22 protein-coding genes are annotated in these 21,389 nt (G+C 24.8%); 3 read left to right on the top strand and 19 right to left on the bottom strand.

The window, feature by feature from the left end; all coding sequences use genetic code 11:
- Positions 1-450: 450 nt before the first annotated feature.
- The 9 genes from IGS63_RS04525 to IGS63_RS04485 form a co-directional block, all read right to left on the bottom strand.
- The gene (locus tag IGS63_RS04525) at positions 451-828 is read right to left on the bottom strand and encodes a hypothetical protein (protein WP_190615812.1); all 378 of its coding nucleotides are present in this window, start codon (positions 826-828) and stop codon (positions 451-453) included.
- Positions 812-1,030, bottom strand: coding sequence for a hypothetical protein (locus tag IGS63_RS04520; RefSeq protein WP_190615811.1), 219 nt, complete (start codon positions 1,028-1,030; stop codon positions 812-814). The genes IGS63_RS04525 and IGS63_RS04520 overlap by 17 nt, the downstream gene beginning before the upstream one ends.
- Positions 1,014-1,682, bottom strand: a complete 669-nt coding sequence (locus IGS63_RS04515; protein ID WP_190615810.1) for an ATP-binding cassette domain-containing protein — start codon at positions 1,680-1,682, stop codon at positions 1,014-1,016. The genes IGS63_RS04520 and IGS63_RS04515 overlap by 17 nt, the downstream gene beginning before the upstream one ends.
- Before the next feature lie 5 nt (positions 1,683-1,687).
- Positions 1,688-2,143, bottom strand: coding sequence for a stage II sporulation protein M (locus tag IGS63_RS04510; protein WP_269777954.1), 456 nt, complete (start codon positions 2,141-2,143; stop codon positions 1,688-1,690).
- Positions 2,144-2,195: 52 nt separating this feature from the next.
- Complete coding sequence (locus IGS63_RS04505; RefSeq protein WP_190615808.1) at positions 2,196-3,968, bottom strand: hypothetical protein; 1,773 nt, start codon at positions 3,966-3,968, stop codon at positions 2,196-2,198.
- 54 nt (positions 3,969-4,022) lie between these two features.
- The gene (locus tag IGS63_RS04500; protein ID WP_190615807.1) at positions 4,023-4,247 is read right to left on the bottom strand and encodes an uberolysin/carnocyclin family circular bacteriocin; all 225 of its coding nucleotides are present in this window, start codon (positions 4,245-4,247) and stop codon (positions 4,023-4,025) included.
- A 564-nt stretch (positions 4,248-4,811) separates the two neighbouring features.
- On the bottom strand, positions 4,812-6,353 hold the full coding sequence (locus IGS63_RS04495) for an alpha-amylase family glycosyl hydrolase (protein ID WP_190615806.1): 1,542 nt from the start codon (positions 6,351-6,353) through the stop codon (positions 4,812-4,814).
- Positions 6,346-7,740 carry a glycosyltransferase gene (locus tag IGS63_RS04490; protein ID WP_190615805.1) on the bottom strand — a complete coding sequence of 465 codons (1,395 nt, stop codon included), beginning with the start codon at positions 7,738-7,740 and terminating at the stop codon, positions 6,346-6,348. The genes IGS63_RS04495 and IGS63_RS04490 overlap by 8 nt, the downstream gene beginning before the upstream one ends.
- Entirely contained in the window at positions 7,737-8,648 is a 912-nt protein-coding gene (locus IGS63_RS04485) for a carbohydrate kinase family protein (protein ID WP_190615804.1), read from the bottom strand. The genes IGS63_RS04490 and IGS63_RS04485 overlap by 4 nt, the downstream gene beginning before the upstream one ends.
- 225 nt (positions 8,649-8,873) lie before the next feature.
- Here IGS63_RS04485 and IGS63_RS04480 point away from each other — a divergent pair, with 225 nt between their 5' ends.
- From IGS63_RS04480 to IGS63_RS04470, 3 genes are all read left to right on the top strand, one after another.
- The gene (locus IGS63_RS04480; protein WP_190615803.1) at positions 8,874-10,112 is read left to right on the top strand and encodes an ABC transporter substrate-binding protein; all 1,239 of its coding nucleotides are present in this window, start codon (positions 8,874-8,876) and stop codon (positions 10,110-10,112) included.
- A gap of 61 nt (positions 10,113-10,173) precedes the next feature.
- Positions 10,174-11,067 carry a carbohydrate ABC transporter permease gene (locus tag IGS63_RS04475; RefSeq protein ID WP_190615802.1) on the top strand — a complete coding sequence of 298 codons (894 nt, stop codon included), beginning with the start codon at positions 10,174-10,176 and terminating at the stop codon, positions 11,065-11,067.
- 12 nt (positions 11,068-11,079) lie between these two features.
- A complete protein-coding gene (locus IGS63_RS04470) occupies positions 11,080-12,414 on the top strand; it encodes an ABC transporter permease subunit (RefSeq protein WP_190615801.1) in 1,335 nt (444 codons plus the stop codon).
- 89 nt (positions 12,415-12,503) lie between these two features.
- On the opposite strand, the gene IGS63_RS04465 is transcribed toward IGS63_RS04470, so the two are convergent.
- The 10 genes from IGS63_RS04465 to IGS63_RS04420 form a co-directional block, all read right to left on the bottom strand.
- Positions 12,504-12,881 (bottom strand): hypothetical protein, encoded by a 378-nt coding sequence (locus IGS63_RS04465; RefSeq protein WP_190615800.1) that lies wholly within the window; start codon positions 12,879-12,881, stop codon positions 12,504-12,506.
- On the bottom strand, positions 12,865-13,083 hold the full coding sequence (locus tag IGS63_RS04460; RefSeq protein WP_190615799.1) for a hypothetical protein: 219 nt from the start codon (positions 13,081-13,083) through the stop codon (positions 12,865-12,867). The genes IGS63_RS04465 and IGS63_RS04460 overlap by 17 nt, the downstream gene beginning before the upstream one ends.
- Positions 13,067-13,291: a P-loop NTPase family protein gene (locus tag IGS63_RS04455; RefSeq protein WP_190615798.1), complete on the bottom strand. Its 225-nt coding sequence runs from the start codon at positions 13,289-13,291 to the stop codon at positions 13,067-13,069. Before IGS63_RS04455 ends, IGS63_RS04460 begins: the two co-directional genes overlap by 17 nt.
- A gap of 54 nt (positions 13,292-13,345) precedes the next feature.
- Positions 13,346-13,507, bottom strand: coding sequence for an uberolysin/carnocyclin family circular bacteriocin (locus IGS63_RS04450; protein ID WP_190615797.1), 162 nt, complete (start codon positions 13,505-13,507; stop codon positions 13,346-13,348).
- 478 nt (positions 13,508-13,985) lie between these two features.
- Positions 13,986-15,524, bottom strand: a complete 1,539-nt coding sequence (locus IGS63_RS04445) for an ATP-binding protein (RefSeq protein ID WP_190615796.1) — start codon at positions 15,522-15,524, stop codon at positions 13,986-13,988.
- A gap of 75 nt (positions 15,525-15,599) precedes the next feature.
- Complete coding sequence (locus IGS63_RS04440; protein ID WP_190615795.1) at positions 15,600-16,745, bottom strand: YibE/F family protein; 1,146 nt, start codon at positions 16,743-16,745, stop codon at positions 15,600-15,602.
- Positions 16,746-16,791: 46 nt separating this feature from the next.
- Positions 16,792-18,795: a 5'-nucleotidase C-terminal domain-containing protein gene (locus IGS63_RS04435; RefSeq protein ID WP_190615794.1), complete on the bottom strand. Its 2,004-nt coding sequence runs from the start codon at positions 18,793-18,795 to the stop codon at positions 16,792-16,794.
- 81 nt (positions 18,796-18,876) lie between these two features.
- Positions 18,877-19,725, bottom strand: coding sequence for a hypothetical protein (locus IGS63_RS04430; protein WP_190615793.1), 849 nt, complete (start codon positions 19,723-19,725; stop codon positions 18,877-18,879).
- Positions 19,726-19,801: 76 nt separating this feature from the next.
- Positions 19,802-20,923 (bottom strand): hypothetical protein, encoded by a 1,122-nt coding sequence (locus IGS63_RS04425; RefSeq protein ID WP_190615792.1) that lies wholly within the window; start codon positions 20,921-20,923, stop codon positions 19,802-19,804.
- Between the two features lie 13 nt (positions 20,924-20,936).
- Positions 20,937-21,386 carry a hypothetical protein gene (locus IGS63_RS04420; protein WP_190615791.1) on the bottom strand — a complete coding sequence of 150 codons (450 nt, stop codon included), beginning with the start codon at positions 21,384-21,386 and terminating at the stop codon, positions 20,937-20,939.
- Positions 21,387-21,389: the final 3 nt, after the last annotated feature.

Genomic DNA, 21,389 nt, shown 5'->3' with positions numbered 1-21,389 from the left:
TAAATAATTATGTGAAAAATCACATAATTTAAAATTTTCATTTAAAAGTTACATAAAAAAACAAGGATCATTATGAACTGATCCATGTCAAGTAGCCAAATAATTTAATTAAAAATTATAAAATTTAATGTATATATTCTATTTTTTAGTTTTTCAATAATTTTTTCATAAAAGGAATACAATAGTTCTATAAGAGGAGTATATTATAATATAATGTTTAAGTTAAAAAATGCCACTTTGAGGGGACGAGGATTTGTTGAATGGATGTTTTTTGAACAAAATTTATATAACAAAAAGAACTTCTCTCCGACCATACTAAACATTCCTCTTCAAAGGGATTTTCTATGTATTATCTTATCACTTAAAAAGAGTGTGTGTTTCCTTCCTTTCCCATTTTTCAATTTTATTCTTGGATTACTTTTTTTATTAATAAAAAAAACATTTTACTCATTAATCAATATTTTTTGCACTATTCATTTTTTTATTTCTTCTTAGTAAAAAGTATAATATGATATACGGAATCATTAAAAAAGCAATAGATATTAAAGTCATTTTTAAATTTTTTCCAAATATAAAAGTTATAATTGCATTTGTAATACCTATAAATATATACATATATACGCCTATCTTTTCGCTCATAAGCATTAATAATGCTGCAACTATTTGAAGAGAAGTTAAAATTAAATTATTCATAACTAATGTATGCGAAACAGATAAATTTAATGATGGATTATTAATAAATATTATATTAATAAGAAGAGCAATACCAGAAATAACTATTATAAACACAAGAAAAGAAGTTAAACAACCATCATTTTTTGTTTTCATTTATATCCCCCTTTTTAACAGTGTTAATAGCTTTGGCTGTTGAAAAAAACTTAAAAGATAGTGTTCCAACAACAGAATAAACAATAAAAGACAAAAATCTATAAATATCATTTTTAATAATGAAAAAAAGCACTGCAAAAATAACGGTTAAAATAACAAAGAAAATAGTATATTTTTTATTTTCTTTAAAAAAGTTCAACATTTTCTTTTTCCTCCCTCAAAATTTTATTTTCAAAATAAAAGAATCTATCAGAAAAATTTTTTTGTATTTCTTTCATATGTGAAACAAAAATAATACTCATACCTTCCTTTTTCTTATTATAGAGAATATTTTCTATATTTTTTCTACTTTTAATATCTAATGTAGTTAAAGGTTCATCTAAAAGCATCAATTCTGTATTTCTAGCAAGCATCGCAATTAAGTATAATTTACTTTTCATACCTAAAGAATAATTTTTTACTATAGTATTCAAATCTTTTTGTATTTCAAACATATTTGATAAAAAAGAAATTTTTTTTAAATATTCTTTTTTGTTTTCATTCCATAAATGCATTATCATATTTATATTTTCTTTTCCAGTGAGTTCTTCATATAAGTACGGTTTATCTGGAATGTAAGAAATTTTCTTTTTATATGTTTTGAAATTTTTTATTTCTTTTCCATTGAATTTAATAATATTTTTTGTATTTATTAATCCTGATAATATTTTTAGAAATGTCGTTTTTCCACATCCATTAACTCCTTTTATACAAATTGATTCTCCTGGATATACTTTTAAATTTATATTTTTTAAAATAAAAGTTTTATTATCATATGAAAAACTTAAATTTTCAACTTCTAATTTTGGTAACACACTTTTCAACTCCTCACTAGAACTGATGAAATTTTACACTCAATTATTGCAGAAATAAATAATAATAAAATTGATATCAAAAAAACAATAATAATTTCTGATAACACAACTTTCTTATCTTTTTCTTTTTTTTTAAAAAAATCCCAAAAAGAAAAAGATATAGCTGTTGTCATGAATATTGCAGTCAATTCAAAAAATAAATGAAAAAAAGTCCCTTTAAATAAAAGTGAAAAACTGTACTTTAAAAAAATAAAATGTATGGTAACACCAAAATATATTCCATTTATTAAAAGCATTAAACTACTAACAATTCCAAAAGTAATTAATCCAAATATTAAAATTAAACTCAAATTAAAAATATTATGAACAAATACATCCATAATAAAAAGCTTTTTTGGATCAATATTTGTATTATAATTTATTTTAGAAAACAATCCTATAATTATACCTAAAGTATAAATAATAAAACATAGATAAAGAACTTTTATTTTATTTTTTTAAATTTTAAAAATATTAAACATAAATATTTTCACCATCTACCTTTTTTATACCTTTTTCTTTTATATAATTAAAAAAATAATTGAAGGTTACACTTATTATAACAAAATAAATTAAAAAAATAAATGGAAAAAAATTTTTAATTTTATCAAGATAATTAAAAAACACATTGAAATATAGAATTAATAAAACTGGAGTGAATAAAATTAATCTTGGGATTTTTAATATCTTTTCATAAATATTTTCTTCAATTCTTTTATCTATAAGCTCTTCTGTATTTTTATAATCAAATCTTGAAAACATCGGTTCTATATATAGTACAGATATTGGAGCAAACCAAATCATATAAACTAAAGTAAATATTGAAGTAATAATACATAAATAAAAATTATAATTCATAAAATTTATTTTTTCTATAGTTAAGTATAAACTTATAAAAAAGGTAATTATTGATGGAACTAATAAGTTTAATCTCATTAAATTTAATTTTGATTTATAAACAATATCAATTGAATTACCAGAAAGTTTTACTAAATTTATATTTCTTTTCTCTGATGAAAGTGTATAAATAAACAAATGGTCACGTCTTAATTCGGTTACTTGATTAAAAATCAGTAATACATTGAACAATAATATTAAGCTTATAATATATCCAATACTATTTATATATTTGAAATTTGTTATAATAACCCCTGTCATAAAATAAAAGTCATAATTTGCAATAATTTTAGAGTAAAATGAAGGAGATACAAGCCATCGACTATTTTTTATTATATTTAACTCTTTTTCAACCAAAAAATTTTTATTATTAAAAACTGAATTCACTTTTTTTAATGTTAATACATAAATAAATAAAAAATCTTTTTTATTTATTTCTACAGACTTTATAAAAATATTTTTATTATATTTTGGTGAAAAAATTTTTATCATAAAAAACAATATTATTCCAAATATCAAAAAAATTAAATATCTCAATGAAATAAAATTGTAGAATTCTTTACTTATGTCAATTGTTGAATTAAATAAATAAAAAAAGTATTCTTTAATTGGATTAAGCCAATCATTTATTAAAGAATTTTCAAGAATTTTAAGAGTATTATCTGATAAACTTAACTTATTGTTCGGAAATAAAATTTTTTTATATAGCATTGTAGGTACATATATGAATTTTGTTAAAATTACACCAAATTCAAAAAATAAAACTGAATTTATACCATATAAAATAAATCTAAAAATTCCTATTGGATTTTTTATAAGAGAAATTTTATAGTTACCATATAAAATATTAAAAAAAACAAAAATAAAAAAAGAACTTGATAAACCTAAAATAAAAATATATGTAAAAAATAATAAATGGTGCAAATTAATAAAAAGTAAAAAAAGAAAAGATGACAAATAAAATTCTATTGAATTTAAACAATGCCAAACATATTCTTCTATTAAAACAAACAAATAAATGTTTCTATCTTCCAATGGTGAACTTTTTAAAATAGATATATCTATAGGAAAATATGTTCTTTTATAAGATACCATTCCATATACTATAGCATTAAAATATAAACCTAAAAAAATGAATGAAGTCCAATATACTTTATGAGTTTCATAATAAAAAGTTTTATATAAAAATAAAGACATAGATATTGAAATTATTATTTTAAATAAAATTATCATAAAAAAAGCAAAAAAAGAACCTTTTTTTGCTAATAACTTAAATATTTTAGATGTTTTTACAAATTGTATTTTTACTCTATTTTTTAATCTTATTAATAATAATTCTACTAAATTCATAAAAAATCTCCTTAAATCCCCATAATATTTAAATAAATATTATGGGGGATTTTATTACCAAGATATTGCAGCAGCTTTTCCTTTACTCATAATTATATTTTTTACAGTATTAATAAATGCAGACATTCCACCTTCAGTAGCAATAGCACCTATTCCTCCTGCAAGAAGTCCTGCTACAAGACTTATTATTAAAAATGTCCAGCTTGCACCAGAAATTATACCAACAACAAGCCCTGCTACAGAATTTGGAATTCCTAATGTCCCTACTAATTTAAACATTCAAACTCCTCCTTTTTCAATTTATATTTGTGCACACAAATATTTCAATATTATAATTTTTATTCGTTTTAATTCAATAAATTCAATAATCATTTTTCTTTTTTTACATAAAAATTATATCAAAAAAAAAAAAAAAAAAAAAAATCAACTATTTTTATAAAATAACAAACATTTTTACTAAACTGAAATATAATTTGTTTATTTTATATCATTGCTTTTACATTTTTATGTTATTAATTTCATATTAACTAATAATATTTGTGAATTTAATCTTTATATTTTTTCTAATGTTATTATTAATTATTTTCATTATAAAAGTTTGTGAAATTATATTAAATATTTATTTTTTATAAACATTTCGTTTTAACTTTTTATTATTAACACAATATCAATTTCAAAAGTTTGAATTTTTTACATTTATTTTAAACCTTAATGTGATTTAAAAAAATGACTCCTGTTAATACAGGAATCATTTTTTACATTCTTATTTTTTTGTTTTTCTCTTTTTCCTCTTTTTTACCCAATACTTACTTCGGGTACATTTCAAAATTATTGTTTTTTTTATTATTTTTTTATCCATCTATACTCATATTCATTAAGTTTAATACCATTTATACTAACCTTTTTATTTGTAAGATTATTGTATGATATAATATTATTCATTTCTGAAATAAAGACTCCATCTTTAAAATTATACCTTAAAACTACATCTGAATATTTTTTTAATTTTATTAAATTTTTTATTCCATTAAATATTTTATAACTATCACTTTCTTTATCTTTCAATAAATTTAATTTTTCAGTATTCAACATTCCTCTATTCAAGTATCTTGCATCCGCATATCCTGTTTTATTTTGCATTTTATTATAAAAATCTAAATCATTTTCTTGACCTATTTCATCACCATAATAAATAATAGGAACTCCATCAATAGAAAACATTAATGAATGAATAAGTAGTATTTTTTTTACATCTCCATCAAACATATTATATATTCTTCCTGCAATACCCAAACCCTTTCTAAACTTCCAAAGATCTTCTTTTAAAAAATACTTATTCATTTTTTTCCTTTCTAACTCCGAAGAAAATTCAAGAGTTAATTCATCATGACACCTTAAAAAATTCAGCCATTTACAACCTTTAGGTATATTTGGAAGTTCTTTTAAAGAATCAATTATATAATTTCCATTTGACTCTTTTATAGCTAAATAAAATTTTGGCATTAATGGAAAATTATAAGCCATATTACATTCATCACCATCCCCAAAGTATTCTATAACACTTTTAGGTTCAAGGTTTGCTTCAGCTATAAATTTTGTCCCTTCAGTTACATAATCAAATGATCTTCTAAATATTTTTAAAATTTCATGAGTTTGAGGAAGGTTTTCACATAAAGTTCCTTCTTCTTTCCATAAAAATGGTGCCGCATCCATTCTAAATCCATCAACACCTTTTTCTCTCCAATACATTAAATTTTTTATCATTTCTATTAAAACTTTAGGATTTTTATAATTTAAATCTGGTTGAAACTTATAAAATCTATGAAAATAATAATCTTTTGTATTCTCATTATAAGTCCAATTACTACTTTCCATACCTTCAAATAACAATCTTGCTTTGGTATACTTGTTTGTATTAGAATTCCAGATATAATAATTTCTGTATTTTGAAGTTTTTGATTTTCTTGCTTCTTTAAACCAATAATGTTCTATAGAAGTATGATTTATTGCTACATCAAAAATAATCTTTATATTTTTCTCGTGAGCTTTTTTTATAAATTCTATAAAAGATTCATTTCCTCCTAAATCTTTTCTAATATATTTAAAATCAGATATATCAAACCCTTGATCATTCATGGGAGAACTTAAAATAGGTAATATCCAAAGAACATTTATTCCAAGTTCTTCAAAATAATTTAATTTTTCTATCATTCCATTAAAATCTTTTGAAAATAAATCAACATATAATGAGTACATGACTAAGTTTTCATCCCAAATTATTGGTTTTATTTTTTTCTTTTTTTCATTATTAAGAAAATTTTCTAATTCATCAAATCCATCTATACTCTGATAAATACCTTTCCAAAGGTCTTTTATCTTATTCATTATTTTCCTCCATTTTTAATTTTAAAAAACTTTTTATTAAACTATATGAATTAAGCTCAAGTTGATCATTTATATTTATATTTTCTTTCATGCCTTCTTCAATAGCTATAAGATAATTTTTTGCTGTTTTCTCCCACGTATAATTTTCTAATACTCTCTTTCTACCAAGTTCTTTATATTTTTCTGCATTTTTTATACCATTTAATAAACCTATTTTAATATCTTCAACATCAAACGGATCAACTAAAACACCTGAACCATCTTCAAATATTTCTGAAGGCCCACCATTTTTAGTTGCAACAATAGCTAAACCACAAGCTGCGGCTTCTATTGGAGCCAACCCAAATGGTTCATAAAATGCTGTTAAAGAAAAAACAGAATTCAATTGTGCAAAGTATCTATAAGCTCCAGCTAAATCTTTTTGAGATTTAAGATCAAAGAAAAAAACTTTATCTTCTATATTATTTTCCCTAATTATACTTATAATTGGTTCAAGAATATTTCTCTCCTTTTCTGAAATATTTTTTAAATCATATGGATTTTCTATATTTCTTAAAAAAATTGATAAATTAGAAAGATCTTGCAATTTTTTTGAACTCGCATAAGCCTTTACAACATTTAAATGATTTTTCTTTTCATCTAATCTGCTTGAAAGAATTATATGAGGTTTTTTATCCTTTAATTTTAAATTTAAACTTTCTAATTCAGTATTAAAAATTTTTAAATTTACTCCCGGAGGAATTATTTTAAACTTTTTATCTTCCACATTTATACTATCTCTATATAAATAATGTGAATACTGTTCAGATCTTTCTTGATTTGTTGAAGTAATTATTTTAGAAGCATATTTCATACTATATCTTTCAGCAGAAATTCTTTTTGAAAAATGATATTTTTTATCCATAGTTTCAAAATTTTTCATATTCATACCCAATTTTTCTAATTTTTGAGCTCCAAGTGAATGTCCAGTGAAAGAAAAATTTATTCCTGTTTTTTGTTTTAATAATACACCAGCATATCCACCATCACCATAATGAGCTGTAAAAAAATCTGGCATTTTATTTCCATAAAATTTTATTATTTCATCTACATATTGTGGAATATAATCCCAAAGCTGTTCCTTATTTAAAAACTTTTTTCCACCAAAAGGCAATCTTATAATTCTTAATTTATTATATCCTTCATATCTATCAATAGATTTAGAAAATTCAGGCCATTCTTCATCTTCAATCTTTCTTGTTATTATATCAACATCAATTCCCATCTTTGATAAAGCCATTGCCACTTCTTTTACATAAATTAATTGTCCACCAAAATCCGAATGTTCTGTTAAATGAGAATCTTTTTCATCAAAATTTCCTTGTGGGTTTAAAAATGCCACTCTCATAAAATCCCTCCTATCTCATATTCTTTTGCTATTTCTTTATAACTTTTCAAATCAATTACTGCTCCAACTTTTTTTATTTTTTCAGCTGAAAAAGCATTCCCTAATTTTGAAGCTTCAAAAATATTTAAATTGTTTAATATACCAATATAAAAACCAGACCAAAAAGCATCTCCCGCTCCCGTTGTATCAATAACTTCTTTTGCATAAGAAGTATATTTTTTCTCTTTCTTACCATTAGAAATTATATATCCATCTTTTCCAAGAGTTAAAATAATATTTTTTGCTCCAAGTTCATGAAACTTTTTTATATAATCTTTGGTATTCATTTTCCCAAATATACTTTCAGCATCATCTTCTGATGGTTTTATTATATTAACCTTTGGAAGTATTGTTTTTAATATATCTATTATGCTTTTATTTGTTTTATCTAATATTTTTCTATAATTTGGATCAAAACCTATAAAAGCATTTTTACTTTCATTTAAAATTTTAATGGTATTTTTTAAATTTTTTTCTGTAGATAAAGCCCAAAATGAAAAATGAAAAATTTTTGTTCTTGGTAAATTATGGTCAATCATATTAAGTGTAGCTGACCTATATGGATAAAAATCAGGAGATTTTTTTGATTTCAATACAAAAACTATATCAGTGTTAACGTTTTCATCAACTGATAATAAAGAAGTTTCAACACCATTTTTTTCTAAATTTTCTTTTATAAACCTACCAAAAAAATCATTTCCAATTTTACTTATAATAGATGATTTAAATCCTTGCTTAGATAAATTAATTGCAATATTTGATGGAGAACCTCCAATATGAACTTCATAATCTTTTACATTTCTCAAAGAACTTTCATACGTTTTAGAAATCATATCTATTAATATTTCACCACAAGATATTATATCCAATACAATCACCTCTTTTTTATTTGTATTAATTATATACCAACATAATATCAATATTCGAAGTATATTTTTAAGAATACAATAATTTAATAAAGAAATATTAATATAATTGACTATAATATTAAATATTTTCTATTAACCATTATTAATAACTGTATAATATAAATGTAAAAAAGAAATTACCATATTATAATATAACCGTAGTAAAAAATTAGGGAGGTGTACTTCATGAGGAAAACGTTGTCATTTATTTTCATTCTTGTTTTAGTTGTCAGTGCTTTTTCAACAACAGTAACTATGGCTGCTGGAGCCGTTGGAAAAGAACTTGAAGTTTTAAATGCACAAATAGCAGTTTTTGAAAAAGCTAACCCAGATATTAACATTAAGATCATTCCTCTACAAAATGAATCTGATTCAAGACATGATAATTATGCAAATTGGCTTGCTGCAAAAGTAAAAACACCTACAATATTTATGGTTGATGTTGTATGGCCAGCAGAATTTGCTCCATTCTTTGTAGATCTAACAAACGATAAAGATTACTTTAATATTGATAAATTTCTTCCTGGTACAGTTAAATCAAATACCGTTAATGGAAGATTAGTTGGTATACCTTGGTTTACAGATGCTGGTCTTTTATATTATAGAAAAGACTTACTTGAAAAATATGGCTATAAACCACCAAAGACTTGGTATGAACTTTTAACTATTGCTAAAAACATTTCAGATAAAGAAAATATAAATGGATTCGTATGGCAAGGAAAAAGATATGAAGGTTTAGTTTGTGATGCTATGGAATATATTCATTCTTTTGGTGCTGAAGTAATAGAAAACGGAAAAGTTGTTCTTGATGATCCTGATAATCTAAAAAAAGCAACACAAGCATTGTGGTTCATGAAAGGTTTAATCGATGAAGGAGTTACACCAAAAGGTGTTACAACTTATGCAGAAGAAGAATCAAGAAGAATTTTTCAAAATGGTGATGCTGTATTCATGAGAAACTGGCCATATGCTTGGTCTCTTGCAAATGCTGATGACTCAGTTATAAAAGGGAAAGTTGGAGTTATGCCATTACCTATGGCTCCAAACGGAAGACATTCAGCAACTTTAGGTGGATGGAATCTTGCTATAAATAAATATGCAACTGATGATGAAGTAATGGCTGCAAAAAAATTCATAAAATTCTTAACAAGCTATGATCAACAAGTTTATAAAGCAGTTAATTCTGGTCAAAACCCTACATTAAAAGCTGCATATTCTGATTCTAAAATAAAAGAAGCAAATCCTTTCATGGTTAATTTATACGATGTATTCATAAATGCTGAACCAAGACCTGTAACTCCTGTTTATTCAGAAGTTTCAGATGCTATTCAAAGACATGTATATGACGTATTAACTGGCGTAAAATCTGCAAGAACAGCTCTAAAAGAATTATCAGACGAATTAAGAGACATAATTAATTATTAAAAAATTAATAAACTTGAGGGGCGAGTTTCGTCCCTCTTGATTTTTATGATGGAGGTGTATTATGCATTCATACAAGAAAAAGGATGTTAAACTTGCATTTTGGTTAATACTTCCTGCTTTAATTGCTATATTAATAACAGCATTTTTCCCACTTATACAAACTATAATTGATAGTTTTTTTAAGTTTTCCTTAAGACCAGATTCAATTAAAAAATTTGTTGGAATAGAAAATTATATAAAATTATTTCAAGACAAAAGATTTGTTGCATCCTTTTGGAATACACTTTATTTTACTGCAATTGCAGTTTCTTTTGAATTTTTTCTTGGTTTAATAACTGCATTAATTTTAAATGCAAGTTTTAAACTAAGAGGTCTTGTACGTGCTGCCATTTTAATTCCTTGGGCAATACCTACTGCAATATCTTCTCAAATGTGGAAGTGGATGTATGAAGACCAATATGGTTTTATAAGCCATTTATTGTATAACTTAGGCATAATCCCTCAAGGAACACCTATTTTAGGAACTCCTGGTCTTGCAATGAATGCAATAATAGCTGTTGATATATGGAAAACAACACCTTTTATGGCTTTATTATTACTTGCAGGATTACAAATAATACCATCAGAATTATATGAATCTGCAAGAATAGATGGAGCAAACAAATGGAAACAATTTACATCTATCACCTTTCCATTATTAAGACCAACAATTGCTGTTGCTTTAATCTTTAGAACGCTTGATTCTTTAAGAGTTTTTGACGTTGTATATATAATGACAAAAGGAGCTCTTGGAACAGAAACAATGTCTGTATACAACAGACACGTTTTAATGGATAAAATTTTTAGTCCAAAAGGTTACTATGGTTATGGTTCAGCAATTGCTGTTGTTATATTTATAATAATTGGAATATTTTCACTTGTTTATATGAAAACTATGAAATTAAAGATGGATTAAGGAGGTGATACTATGAAAATGGGAATGAAAACAAAAAGAAATATAGAAAAAACTTTTCTTTATATATTAGTTTTTATAATGATAATATTTTATATTTTTCCTTTTGTTTGGTCAATATTGAGTTCAATAACATCTAATAAATACTTATTTAGAGAAAATTTAGGTATCACCTTTGAAAGTGGTGCTGTTGTCAATAGTGTTCATGGAAATACTATCGCAAATAAAGCAAACTTTAAAATGAAAGACATAATAAAAGAAGTAAATGGAATAAAAATAAAAAACTCTTCTCAATTAATAAATGTATTAAATAAGATTGATAAAAATAACCCTGTTGAGTTTAAAGTTAAAAGAAAAATAAGAGTTATTGTTGTAAATGGAATTGAAATAAATTATATTACTAATTTAAAAGATGTTTTAAATGATTATAAAGAAACTAAAGAAATCGAATATATGAAAATGGGAAACTCTTTATATATAAACGGTGCAAGATTTGAATATTCTGAAAAATTAATAAACATTGTAAAAACTATTCAAGAAACAAAAAATGCTAATTATCAAGTTAAAGAATTAAATAAAATTATACCTATTAAAGCAGATTTAAGTTCCGTAAAAGAATTAAAGGATAAAACAAATATTATAGGTTTAGATATAGACGATAAAAGATTTACTTTTTCAAATTATATATTAGTATTTTCAGAAAGACCATTTTTAAGATACATTTGGAACTCTATAATAGTTGCTGGAACAACAACAATATTGAGCTTAATCTTTGGAGCATTTGCAGGATATTCAGTTGCAAGGCTTAAAATTCCAGGAAAGATTGCAATAATGTCTTTAATACTTGCTGTTAGTATGTTCCCACAAATTTCAATCCTTGGAGGTTTATTTAAAATTTTAAGAAATCTAAACTTAATAAACCATTATTGGGGATTAATTATACCTTATATTGCAATAAATTTACCATTAACAACTTGGATTTTACAAAACTTTTTTAGAGATTTACCAGCATCAATAGAAGAATCAGCTTATATAGATGGCTGTTCAAAATTTATGACGCTTTGGAGAATTGTTATTCCATTATCAATTCCTGCATTTGTAACTACTGGATTATTAACATTCATAGCTGCATGGAATGAATTTTTATTTGCATTTACTTTTATAACAGAAACAAATATGTATACTGTTCCTGTTGCAATAGCAATGTTTTCAGGAAAGTCTCAATATGAAGTACCTTGGGGCCAGTTAATGGCTGCATCTGTTATAATTACCGTACCACTCGTTATAATGGTTCTTGTATTCCAAAAGAAAATAGTAGCTGGTTTAACTTCAGGTGCTGTTAAAGGATAATATTAAAATAACTTCAAAGTAAAAAAATACTTTAATAAAAGTATCAAATTACTTTGAAGTTATTTTTTAATAAAAAAATATCTTACTCATTAATCAATATTTTTTGCACTATTCATTTTTTTATTTCTTCTTAGCAAAAAGTATAATATTATATACGGAATCATTAAAAAAGCAATAGATATTAAAGTCATTTTTAAATTTTTTCCAAATATAAAAGTTATAATTGCATTTGTAATACCTATAAATATATACATATATACGCCTATCTTTTCTCTCATAAGCATTAACAACGCTGCAACTATTTGAAGAGAAGTTAAAATTAAATTATTCATAACTAATGTATGCGAAACAGATAAGTTTGATGATGGATTATTAATAAATATTATATTAATAAGAAGAGCAATACCAGAAATAACTATTATAAACACAAGAAAAGATGTCAAACATCCATCATTTTTTGTTTTCATTTATATCCCCCTTTTTAACAGTATTAATAGCTTTGGCTGTTGAAAAAAATTTAAAAGATAGTGTTCCAACAACAGAATAAACAATAAAAGACAAAAGTCTATAAATATCATTTTTAATAATGAAAAAAAGTACTGCAAAAATAACGGTTAAAATAACAAAGAAAATAATATAATTTTTATTTTCTTTAAAAAAGTTCAACATTTTCTTTTTCCTCCCTCAAAATATTATTTTCAAAATAAAAGAATCTATCAGAAAAATTTTTTTGTATTTCTTTCATATGTGAAACAAAAATAATACTCATACCTTCAAAGCACCTTTTTTCTAATAACTTAAATATTTTAGATGTTTTTACAAATTGTATTTTTACTCTATTTTTTAACCTTATTAATAATAATTCTACTAAATTCATAAAAAATCTCCTTAAATCCCCATAATATTTATATAAATATTATGGGGGAATTCATTACCAAGATATTGCAGCAGCTTTTCCTTTACTCATAATTATATTTTTTACAGTATTAATAAATGCAGACATTCCACCTTCAGTAGCAATAGCCCCTATTCCTCCTGCAAGAAGTCCTGCTACAGAATTTGGAATTCCTAATGTTCCTACTAATTTAAACATTCAAACTCCTCTTTTTCCAATTTGTATTTTTGTGCACAAATATTTTAATATTATAATTTTTATTTTAATTCGATAAATTAATTAATCATTTTTCCTTTACTTACACAAACATTATATCAAAAAAAAAAATCAACTATTTTTACTAAACAAATAAATATTTTTACCTAAATATAATGTTTTTTTGATTAATTTATATCGTTTGTTTCATTTTTTTATGTTATTAATTTTATATTAACTATTAATATTTGTGAATTTAAATTTTATATTTTTTATAATGTTATTATTAATTATTTTCATGATAAAAATTTGTGAAACTTTATTAAATATTAATTTTTTATAAATATTTTAATTTAACTTTTCATTATTAATGAAATATTAATATCAAAAATTTCGGTGTTTTATTTTTTCACTATTTCCCATCATTATTTTCACGCTTTTTACGATTTTTTATAAAAAAATATCCCAGCACCCGCTGGGATTATATCTTTTCTATTTTGTATTCGTCTATGTTTCTTTTTTCTGAGTTTATGTTTATTCCTATTATATAAATTTCTTTCTCTTTGTACTTTTCATAGTACTTCATTTCTTTTATTTGATTTAAAGCTTTTTCTGCACTTTTGTCTATCTTTATTTCCATTATGTATATGACGTCTTCTTCTATTACTATATCGCTTCTTCCTAAGTTCGTTAATTCTTCTGCTGTTACGTTCAGTCCTGCTGATGCAAGTATTGTGTATATCAATGAATGATAGTAGCTTTCTTCTTTTTTATGCAAGTTGTATGGGATTGCACTTATTATTCTTTTTATTTCTTTTATTATTCCTTCTATGTCTTTTTCTTTTATTGCTTTCCACACTGTTTTGTTTATTTCTTTTATTTTTCCTCTTTCAAGCTCATAGTTTGCTTCTAATATCATCTTTGAAAAGCTGTTCTTTACTTCTATATTTGGATAGTCTAATAGGTATTCATATTCCATTCCATACTGTTCTTTTCCTTTAAAAGTTAAGTATCCTGATTGTGTAAAGAATATACTTGCATTTGCTTCTTCTATTTCTCGAGTTGAAAAGTCGAGTTCACTCACTGGATACTTCACTAAGTCTTCATATCTTATCTTCTTTCCTTTTATGTATTCATACAAAAATGATGGTGATCCACTTTCAAACCAATAGTTTTGAAACTTCCTTTTTTTGAAAAATTGTAGTATTGAAAATGGATTGTATACACTATCTTCTCCATCAAATGAAAATCCATTGTAGTACATCTTTAAGTTTTTTAATAACTCTTTTTCTTCCATCTTCATTTCAATTGCTGTTTCTTTTATATGTTCTTTAAAGTTTTCTTCTAATTCTTCTTGTGTATATCCCAACATTTGCGAGTATGTTTTATCTAATGATATATCGTTCAAGTTATTTAATGCTGAAAATACTCCTGTTTTTGTAAACTTTGTTATTCCTGTCATGAATACAAACTTTATGTATTCATCTTTTGATTTTATTTTTTTATAGAACTCTCTTAAAAATCTTCTTACTTTTTCTGCTTCTTCTTTGTTGTTTAGATGTTCTAATATTGGAGATTCATATTCATCTATTAGTATTACCGTTCTTTCTTCATACTTTTGGCTTAATTTCTTTATTAAATTCCCAAACATTGTTGGCAAATCATCTGTTGTTGGTGTCAGTTCTTCTTCTTTATATAATTCATTTATTTTATCATATAATGATTTTATAAATTCTTCATATGTTGTTAATGTATTATCTGACATATCTATTTTTATTACTGGATACTCTTTAAACTCCCATTTATCATATATGTATGTTCCTTTAAATAATTCTTTTTCTCCTTTAAATAGATAGTAAAGTGTTGATACTGTTAAACTCTTACCAAATCTTCTTGGGCGTGATAAAAAATAAAATTTTCCACTTGTTATTAATTCATATAAATATTTTGTTTTATCTATGTATATATAATCTGTTATTAACTCTTTAAAGTCTTGTACTCCTATTGGCAATTTCTTCACTTTTATCACCTCTAATTTTTATTATAACATATATATTAAAAAAATAAAAAACCCCAGCAATACTGGGATTTTTTATCATTTTTTATTTTTATTTCTCAATAAAACAAAAGCTAAAATAGTTAATGGAACACTCCAAATTAACCCTATACTTCCAGAAACTGCAGTTATAATTTCTGAAGATATTAATTCGATATTTATTAATTGAATATAATGAGTTTTAGTTGCTAAAAACAAAATAAGTAATTGTAAAGCACCACCAACATAAGCTAAAATTAATGTATTTGACATTGATCCAACTATATCTTTTCCAACGTTCATACCAGATTTTATTAAATTTTTATTACTTATATCTGGTTTAACGCTAACAATTTCATTTAATGCTGAAGCAATTGAAAGTCCTACATCCATTACAGCTCCAAGTGCTCCTATTAATATGGCAGAAAATAATATTCCTTTAAAATCTAATTGTAAATCTCTGTGCAAAAATTTTATCATTCTTGCACTATCTCCTGCAAGACCTGAAACCCTTGATAAATTTCCTATAATAGCAGCTATAATTCCAGATATTGCTAATCCTCCCATAGTTCCTATTATTGCAGAAAAAGATTTTTTATTAACTCCACCTATAATCAATAATGTACCTAAAGCTATAAAACTGCACAAAATAATAGTTAAATTTATTGGATTATATCCCATTAAAATCATAGGTAAAAGTATTTTTATTATTACTATAGCTGTAAAAAATAGCGTCAATGATGATTTTAATCCTTTTATTTTAGCTATAATTATTAATGAAATAAAAAATATTAAAATTATTCCATACACATACTTTTCTCTATTTATTTCATACAAAGAAATAGTCATAATTTTATTTTTATCATTTTCAGTATATGAAATAATTATACTGTCTTTTTCTTTTACAAGAATATAATAAACATCTATAATTTCAATTGCATGGTTTATTATATATTTTTCTCCTTTATGTGGTCCAGTAAGAATTTCTAATTTAAATTTTTGATATCTCATATGAGAAACATCATTTTTCACTTTGTCTTTAGTCGTATCTTCTATAATCTCTAAAACTTTTGCTTTTGCATATTTATAATCAGTAATTTCTTGATATTTTTTCTTTTCCATAATTTCGTATGGTGAATAAAACATTAAAAATATAGATACAAATAACACTGATAAAACAACTATTATTTCAGGTTTTTTTTTCATTTTTCCTCCAAAAAAACGGGAGCAAAGCTCCCGTTATATTTATAGTTTATTTTTTAGGTATTAAAAGTTCATCATAAACATGAATAACGTAAGGTGCTGAAATTCCATTCAATTCTGCAAGATACATATAATTACTTCCTACTTTTTTTGCAATTGAACTTAAGGTATCTCCTTCTTTTATCATATAAGAACTTGTTAAAGCATCAACATCTTTCTTAGTCACAGAAACTGAATTAGAAGAAGATCTACCTGCAGCAATTAGATTTATTTTACCTTCATTTATTAATTTTATTGCAGCTGCTCTATATTTTGGATCCCATTTATATCCTATTATCTTCCAATTATTATCATATTTAGGCGTTAAAACACCATTTAATTCTTCTTTAATATATTTTCTTAAAAGATCTCTTATTCTTCCATCAACAAATTCTGGAACATCTGTTGATTTACCCAATAATTTAGGTAAATCTTCACCATCTTTAAAAATTGCTCCTGGTTTTAATAACTGTGAATTAGCTCTATAATTATTTACAGCTAAGGTTAAAACATCTGTATCTTTTATTGGTGTTCCATCCATTTTTCTTAAATTAACTATTCTATGACCAGCTGGTTTAGATATATCAATTTCATACTTTACACCATTAAACATATCATAATTATATCCTCTTATATCTGGATTAAATGATATAGTTAAATCACCATCTTTAAATTGATTATAATATGCTGCTGACCATTCCATATATTCTTTTAACTGTTTACCTTTAATTTCAAGAACATACAATGTATTATCATATTTATAAATTAAAGCCATATCACTATTGGCAATTTTTCCTTCTTTTATATTAGAATCTTCTCTAAAAACCGCAGCTGAAGCTACATCAATTTTTCTGCCAGCAATTCTTTCTCCATATTTCATTTGTGTTTTATTTATTAAATCAATCATAGCATTTGGTTGTAATTTTGCAATACAACTACCTTTTATTGTGTTATCTGGTACTAAGTTTCCACCTTTCATTTCTCCAAAAACTTTTTCTGCATAGCTAATTGCTCTTTCATTATATGGTTGAAGTTCTGTTTCTAAAGTTTTATCTGCTGGAACAACTTCTACTTCATTACCATGTTTTGCTTTCATATCTATGTTTTTCGAACTTCTACTTTCAACAACATACTTCCCATTTTCTTTTTTAAAGTTTATTAAAACTTGAGATATAGTTCTTCCCCATTTATAAGGTTCAACAATTAATGTACCATTATTTTTAATTTCGTCTGTTAATTCATTTTCCTTGTATAACTTACCTTTATAATAATATTCATTTGCTATTTTAACATGAGCATGTGCTGCTACAAAAACATTAATTTCAGGATTAGCTGCTATAACATCAAGAGCACCAGATCCCTTAACATCGTATTCATCATCTAAAGCCATATGTTCTGTTGCAATTATAATATCAACCTTTCCCTTTAATTCTTTTATTGCTTCTCTTGTTTCATCAATAGGATTTGTAACTTTATAATTAGCTAAGTTTGAAGCATCCCATTTTTTTATATTTGGAGTTACCATACCAATAATTCCAACTTTTATACCATCTTTTTCTATAATAGTATAGGGTTTAGCTAATCTTGTTCCATCTGGTTTATAAACATTTCCACCAAGAAGATTCTCTGGATGTTTAAATTGTTTCATTACTTTTTCAAGTGCAGGAATTCCATAGTTAAATTCATGATTTCCAAGCACCCAAACATCGTATCCTATTTCATTTAAAGCAAGCATCATAGGATTTACTGCATCATTTATAAATAATGAAGCAGAGTTATCTTGTATGGTATCTCCAACATCTATCAATATAGTATTAGGATTTTCTGCTCTTAATTTTTTAACAACAGTATAAACCTGTGCTAAACTACCCGCATTATTTTCTGAGTTAACTGCATAATCATAAGGTAAAAATCTTCCATGAGAATCTGACGTTGCTAAAATTTGTAATTGTACATCTGCCAGTACAAAAACACTAATAATGATAAGCATAAAAACAAGTGTTTTTCTTAACATTTATACTACCCCCTTTTATATTGGTATAACAATTATACACCTTTTTAATATTTTATTCAAATTTAATAGTTATTATTAAATTTATTTATTCAACCATTTTATTATATTCATACAAAGTTTAGCATCATCTAAATCATTGTATCCATCGTACAATTTACTGTCTGCACCACTTCCATCGTCTATTGGTGAACTATCTCCTATTGCAACAAACTTTCCTTTTCCATATGTTCCCGCTATTACATATGGTCCACTATTTTCATTTGTTAAATAAACTAATCCATTTATATTGCTATCTTTTATATACAGTGTTGAACCAGCCCACATTCCAACTTGTGTTACTCCGTTTGTTATTTCATGTGTTTTCATGTTTGTTATTGGATCTTGACTGTATTGAACTTCCCTAAATCTAAATCCTAATTTCCCTACAAAATCATCTGTATAATTATTTTTATTTTCTATTGTATGAGTTCCTCGTTTAAAACCATTGAATATTTGTACTGCATCCCATCCGTTATTGTTTCTATCTGCTCTTATGTGATCGCTTATAAAAAAGACACTTCCTCCATCATTTATGTACTTTATTATATCTGCTTGTTCTTGACTTGTGAAAGGTTTATTTGGTTCTGGTATTATATAAACCTTAAAATTTTTTAATGTGTCATAGGTTATTGGTGCATCATCATCTCTTTGACTAGATCCTGTTTCATCATTACCCCATTGTTGTACATTTAAACCTATTTTTTTTATATCATTTGCAAAATCAGAAAAACCTCCTGTTATTGTCCAGTCTGCATTCCCTGCTGTTTGTGAGTGTGCATTGTCAAATAATACATCTCCTGTTAAAACTTCATTATTGTTTGAATGCGGTAAACATGAAGATAATACAAGTATTAAAATTATAAAAAAAGTGTATAATAAAATTTTTTTCAAAAGTGTTCCTCCTTTTTGTTTAAAAAAGTCGTTTGCTCTGGCAAACGACTCAATATTAAATATACGATATTTTAAATTAATCTCCTAAAAGTGCTCCATCTAAAAATGCAAAATCATTCCAAGTAGAAAATGAGATTACAATATTTTGATTTCCATCTGTTCTACCATTTGCATCTTTCATTGCAAAGGTTATAGAAAAATAATCACCAATTAATGTAGCTCCATAATCAGTTATATAATCTGTTAATATTCCTTCATCTTTAGAGTTTCCTCTTATAAATCCTTCAATTGTCCATGGTTTTTGTAATTGATATCCAAATTTAAAGTCATATAACCATGTTTTTCCATTAGGACTATCATTTGCACCATCGACTTGTATATGATAATTGTTCTTTCCATTTGTATCTAAATTATAATAAAATAATCCCTTTACATAAACAGGTTTTGTATACATTCTCATACCTGCAATAATCTTTGGTGTAGTAATAATACTTGAAAGTTCTGTTAAATCATTTTGCATATCATCTGTAGCATTTACAGCATATCCTGCACCATAATAAAATTGATAGTTAGTTTTTCTATTTACTTTAAAACTGTGGTATCCATCAATAGACAAGTTTAATTTACCATACTTATCTTTTGAAAGATATCCCATCAATCTTTGATATCTTGAATCCATACCAACCATTAAAGCATATGAATCATCACCATCTTTTCTACTTTCATCAGTTTCAAAGTAACTGTAGTTTAAGTTGTAGTATCCTCCAAGCTTTAAAATGCCAGCTTTTAAATATCCACCAATACCAGTAGCTAAATCATCTTTAAATCCACCTATTCTAAAACCATCTTCTTTGATAAAATCATAAGAATAACTTTTAAACTTTGGATTTCCTACAGTTAAAAATAAATTTCTTGTCGTATAATTTAAAGAGTAATGATTTGGTATAGGCAAATCATATTCACCATTCTCATCTACTTTAAATGAATATCTTGGAGAAAGGCCCAAATAATAATCAAACTTCAATTCAAGATTTGGAGCTAATTCAGACTTAAAGTATAGTATTGGAAATGGATTTGAAAATGTATTTTTGTCATCCAAGTTCAAAGTGTACAATCCCAAAACAGACATCACTGTTCCTCTTGCAAAAATCGTTACTACAAAAAGTGTTAAAATTAAAAATAAAATTGTTTTTTTCATTTTTTATCCTCCATTAAAATTCTACATCATCCTTAGTTCTTGGTTTGATTTCCCATTGATTTTTGTATTTTTCTAAAATACCAATTAATGTAGCATCTTTAGTTGTTGTTAAAGCTCCTCCATTTGCATCATCTATTATTGATTTTGAATAAGCTAACATTGTTGCATCACCAGTTGAAGTTGTATAAGTAAATTCATAGTTATAATTATCTCCATCAATTGGTTTTAAAGTACCTTTTACTTTAACTATTCTTTGTCCCCAAACAACAGCTGTATCCCAATCATTTTTGCTCCACAATTCTTTGTCAAGTGTAAAATAATTTATTGTATTTCCTGTACTTACTGTTGTAGAAGGAGAAGTTATGTTTTTAAATCTAAAGTTATGATTATATGTATCTTGATAAATTTCACCGTCTATCTTTATTTTGTCTCCAATATTTATTCCAGAAATTGAATAATTCACATA

It is taken from the genome of Tepiditoga spiralis (assembly GCF_014701195.1).
In the GTDB taxonomy this organism is placed as follows: Bacteria; Thermotogota; Thermotogae; order Petrotogales; family Petrotogaceae; genus Tepiditoga; species Tepiditoga spiralis.
This window is presented reverse-complemented; position numbering and strand designations above follow the sequence as displayed.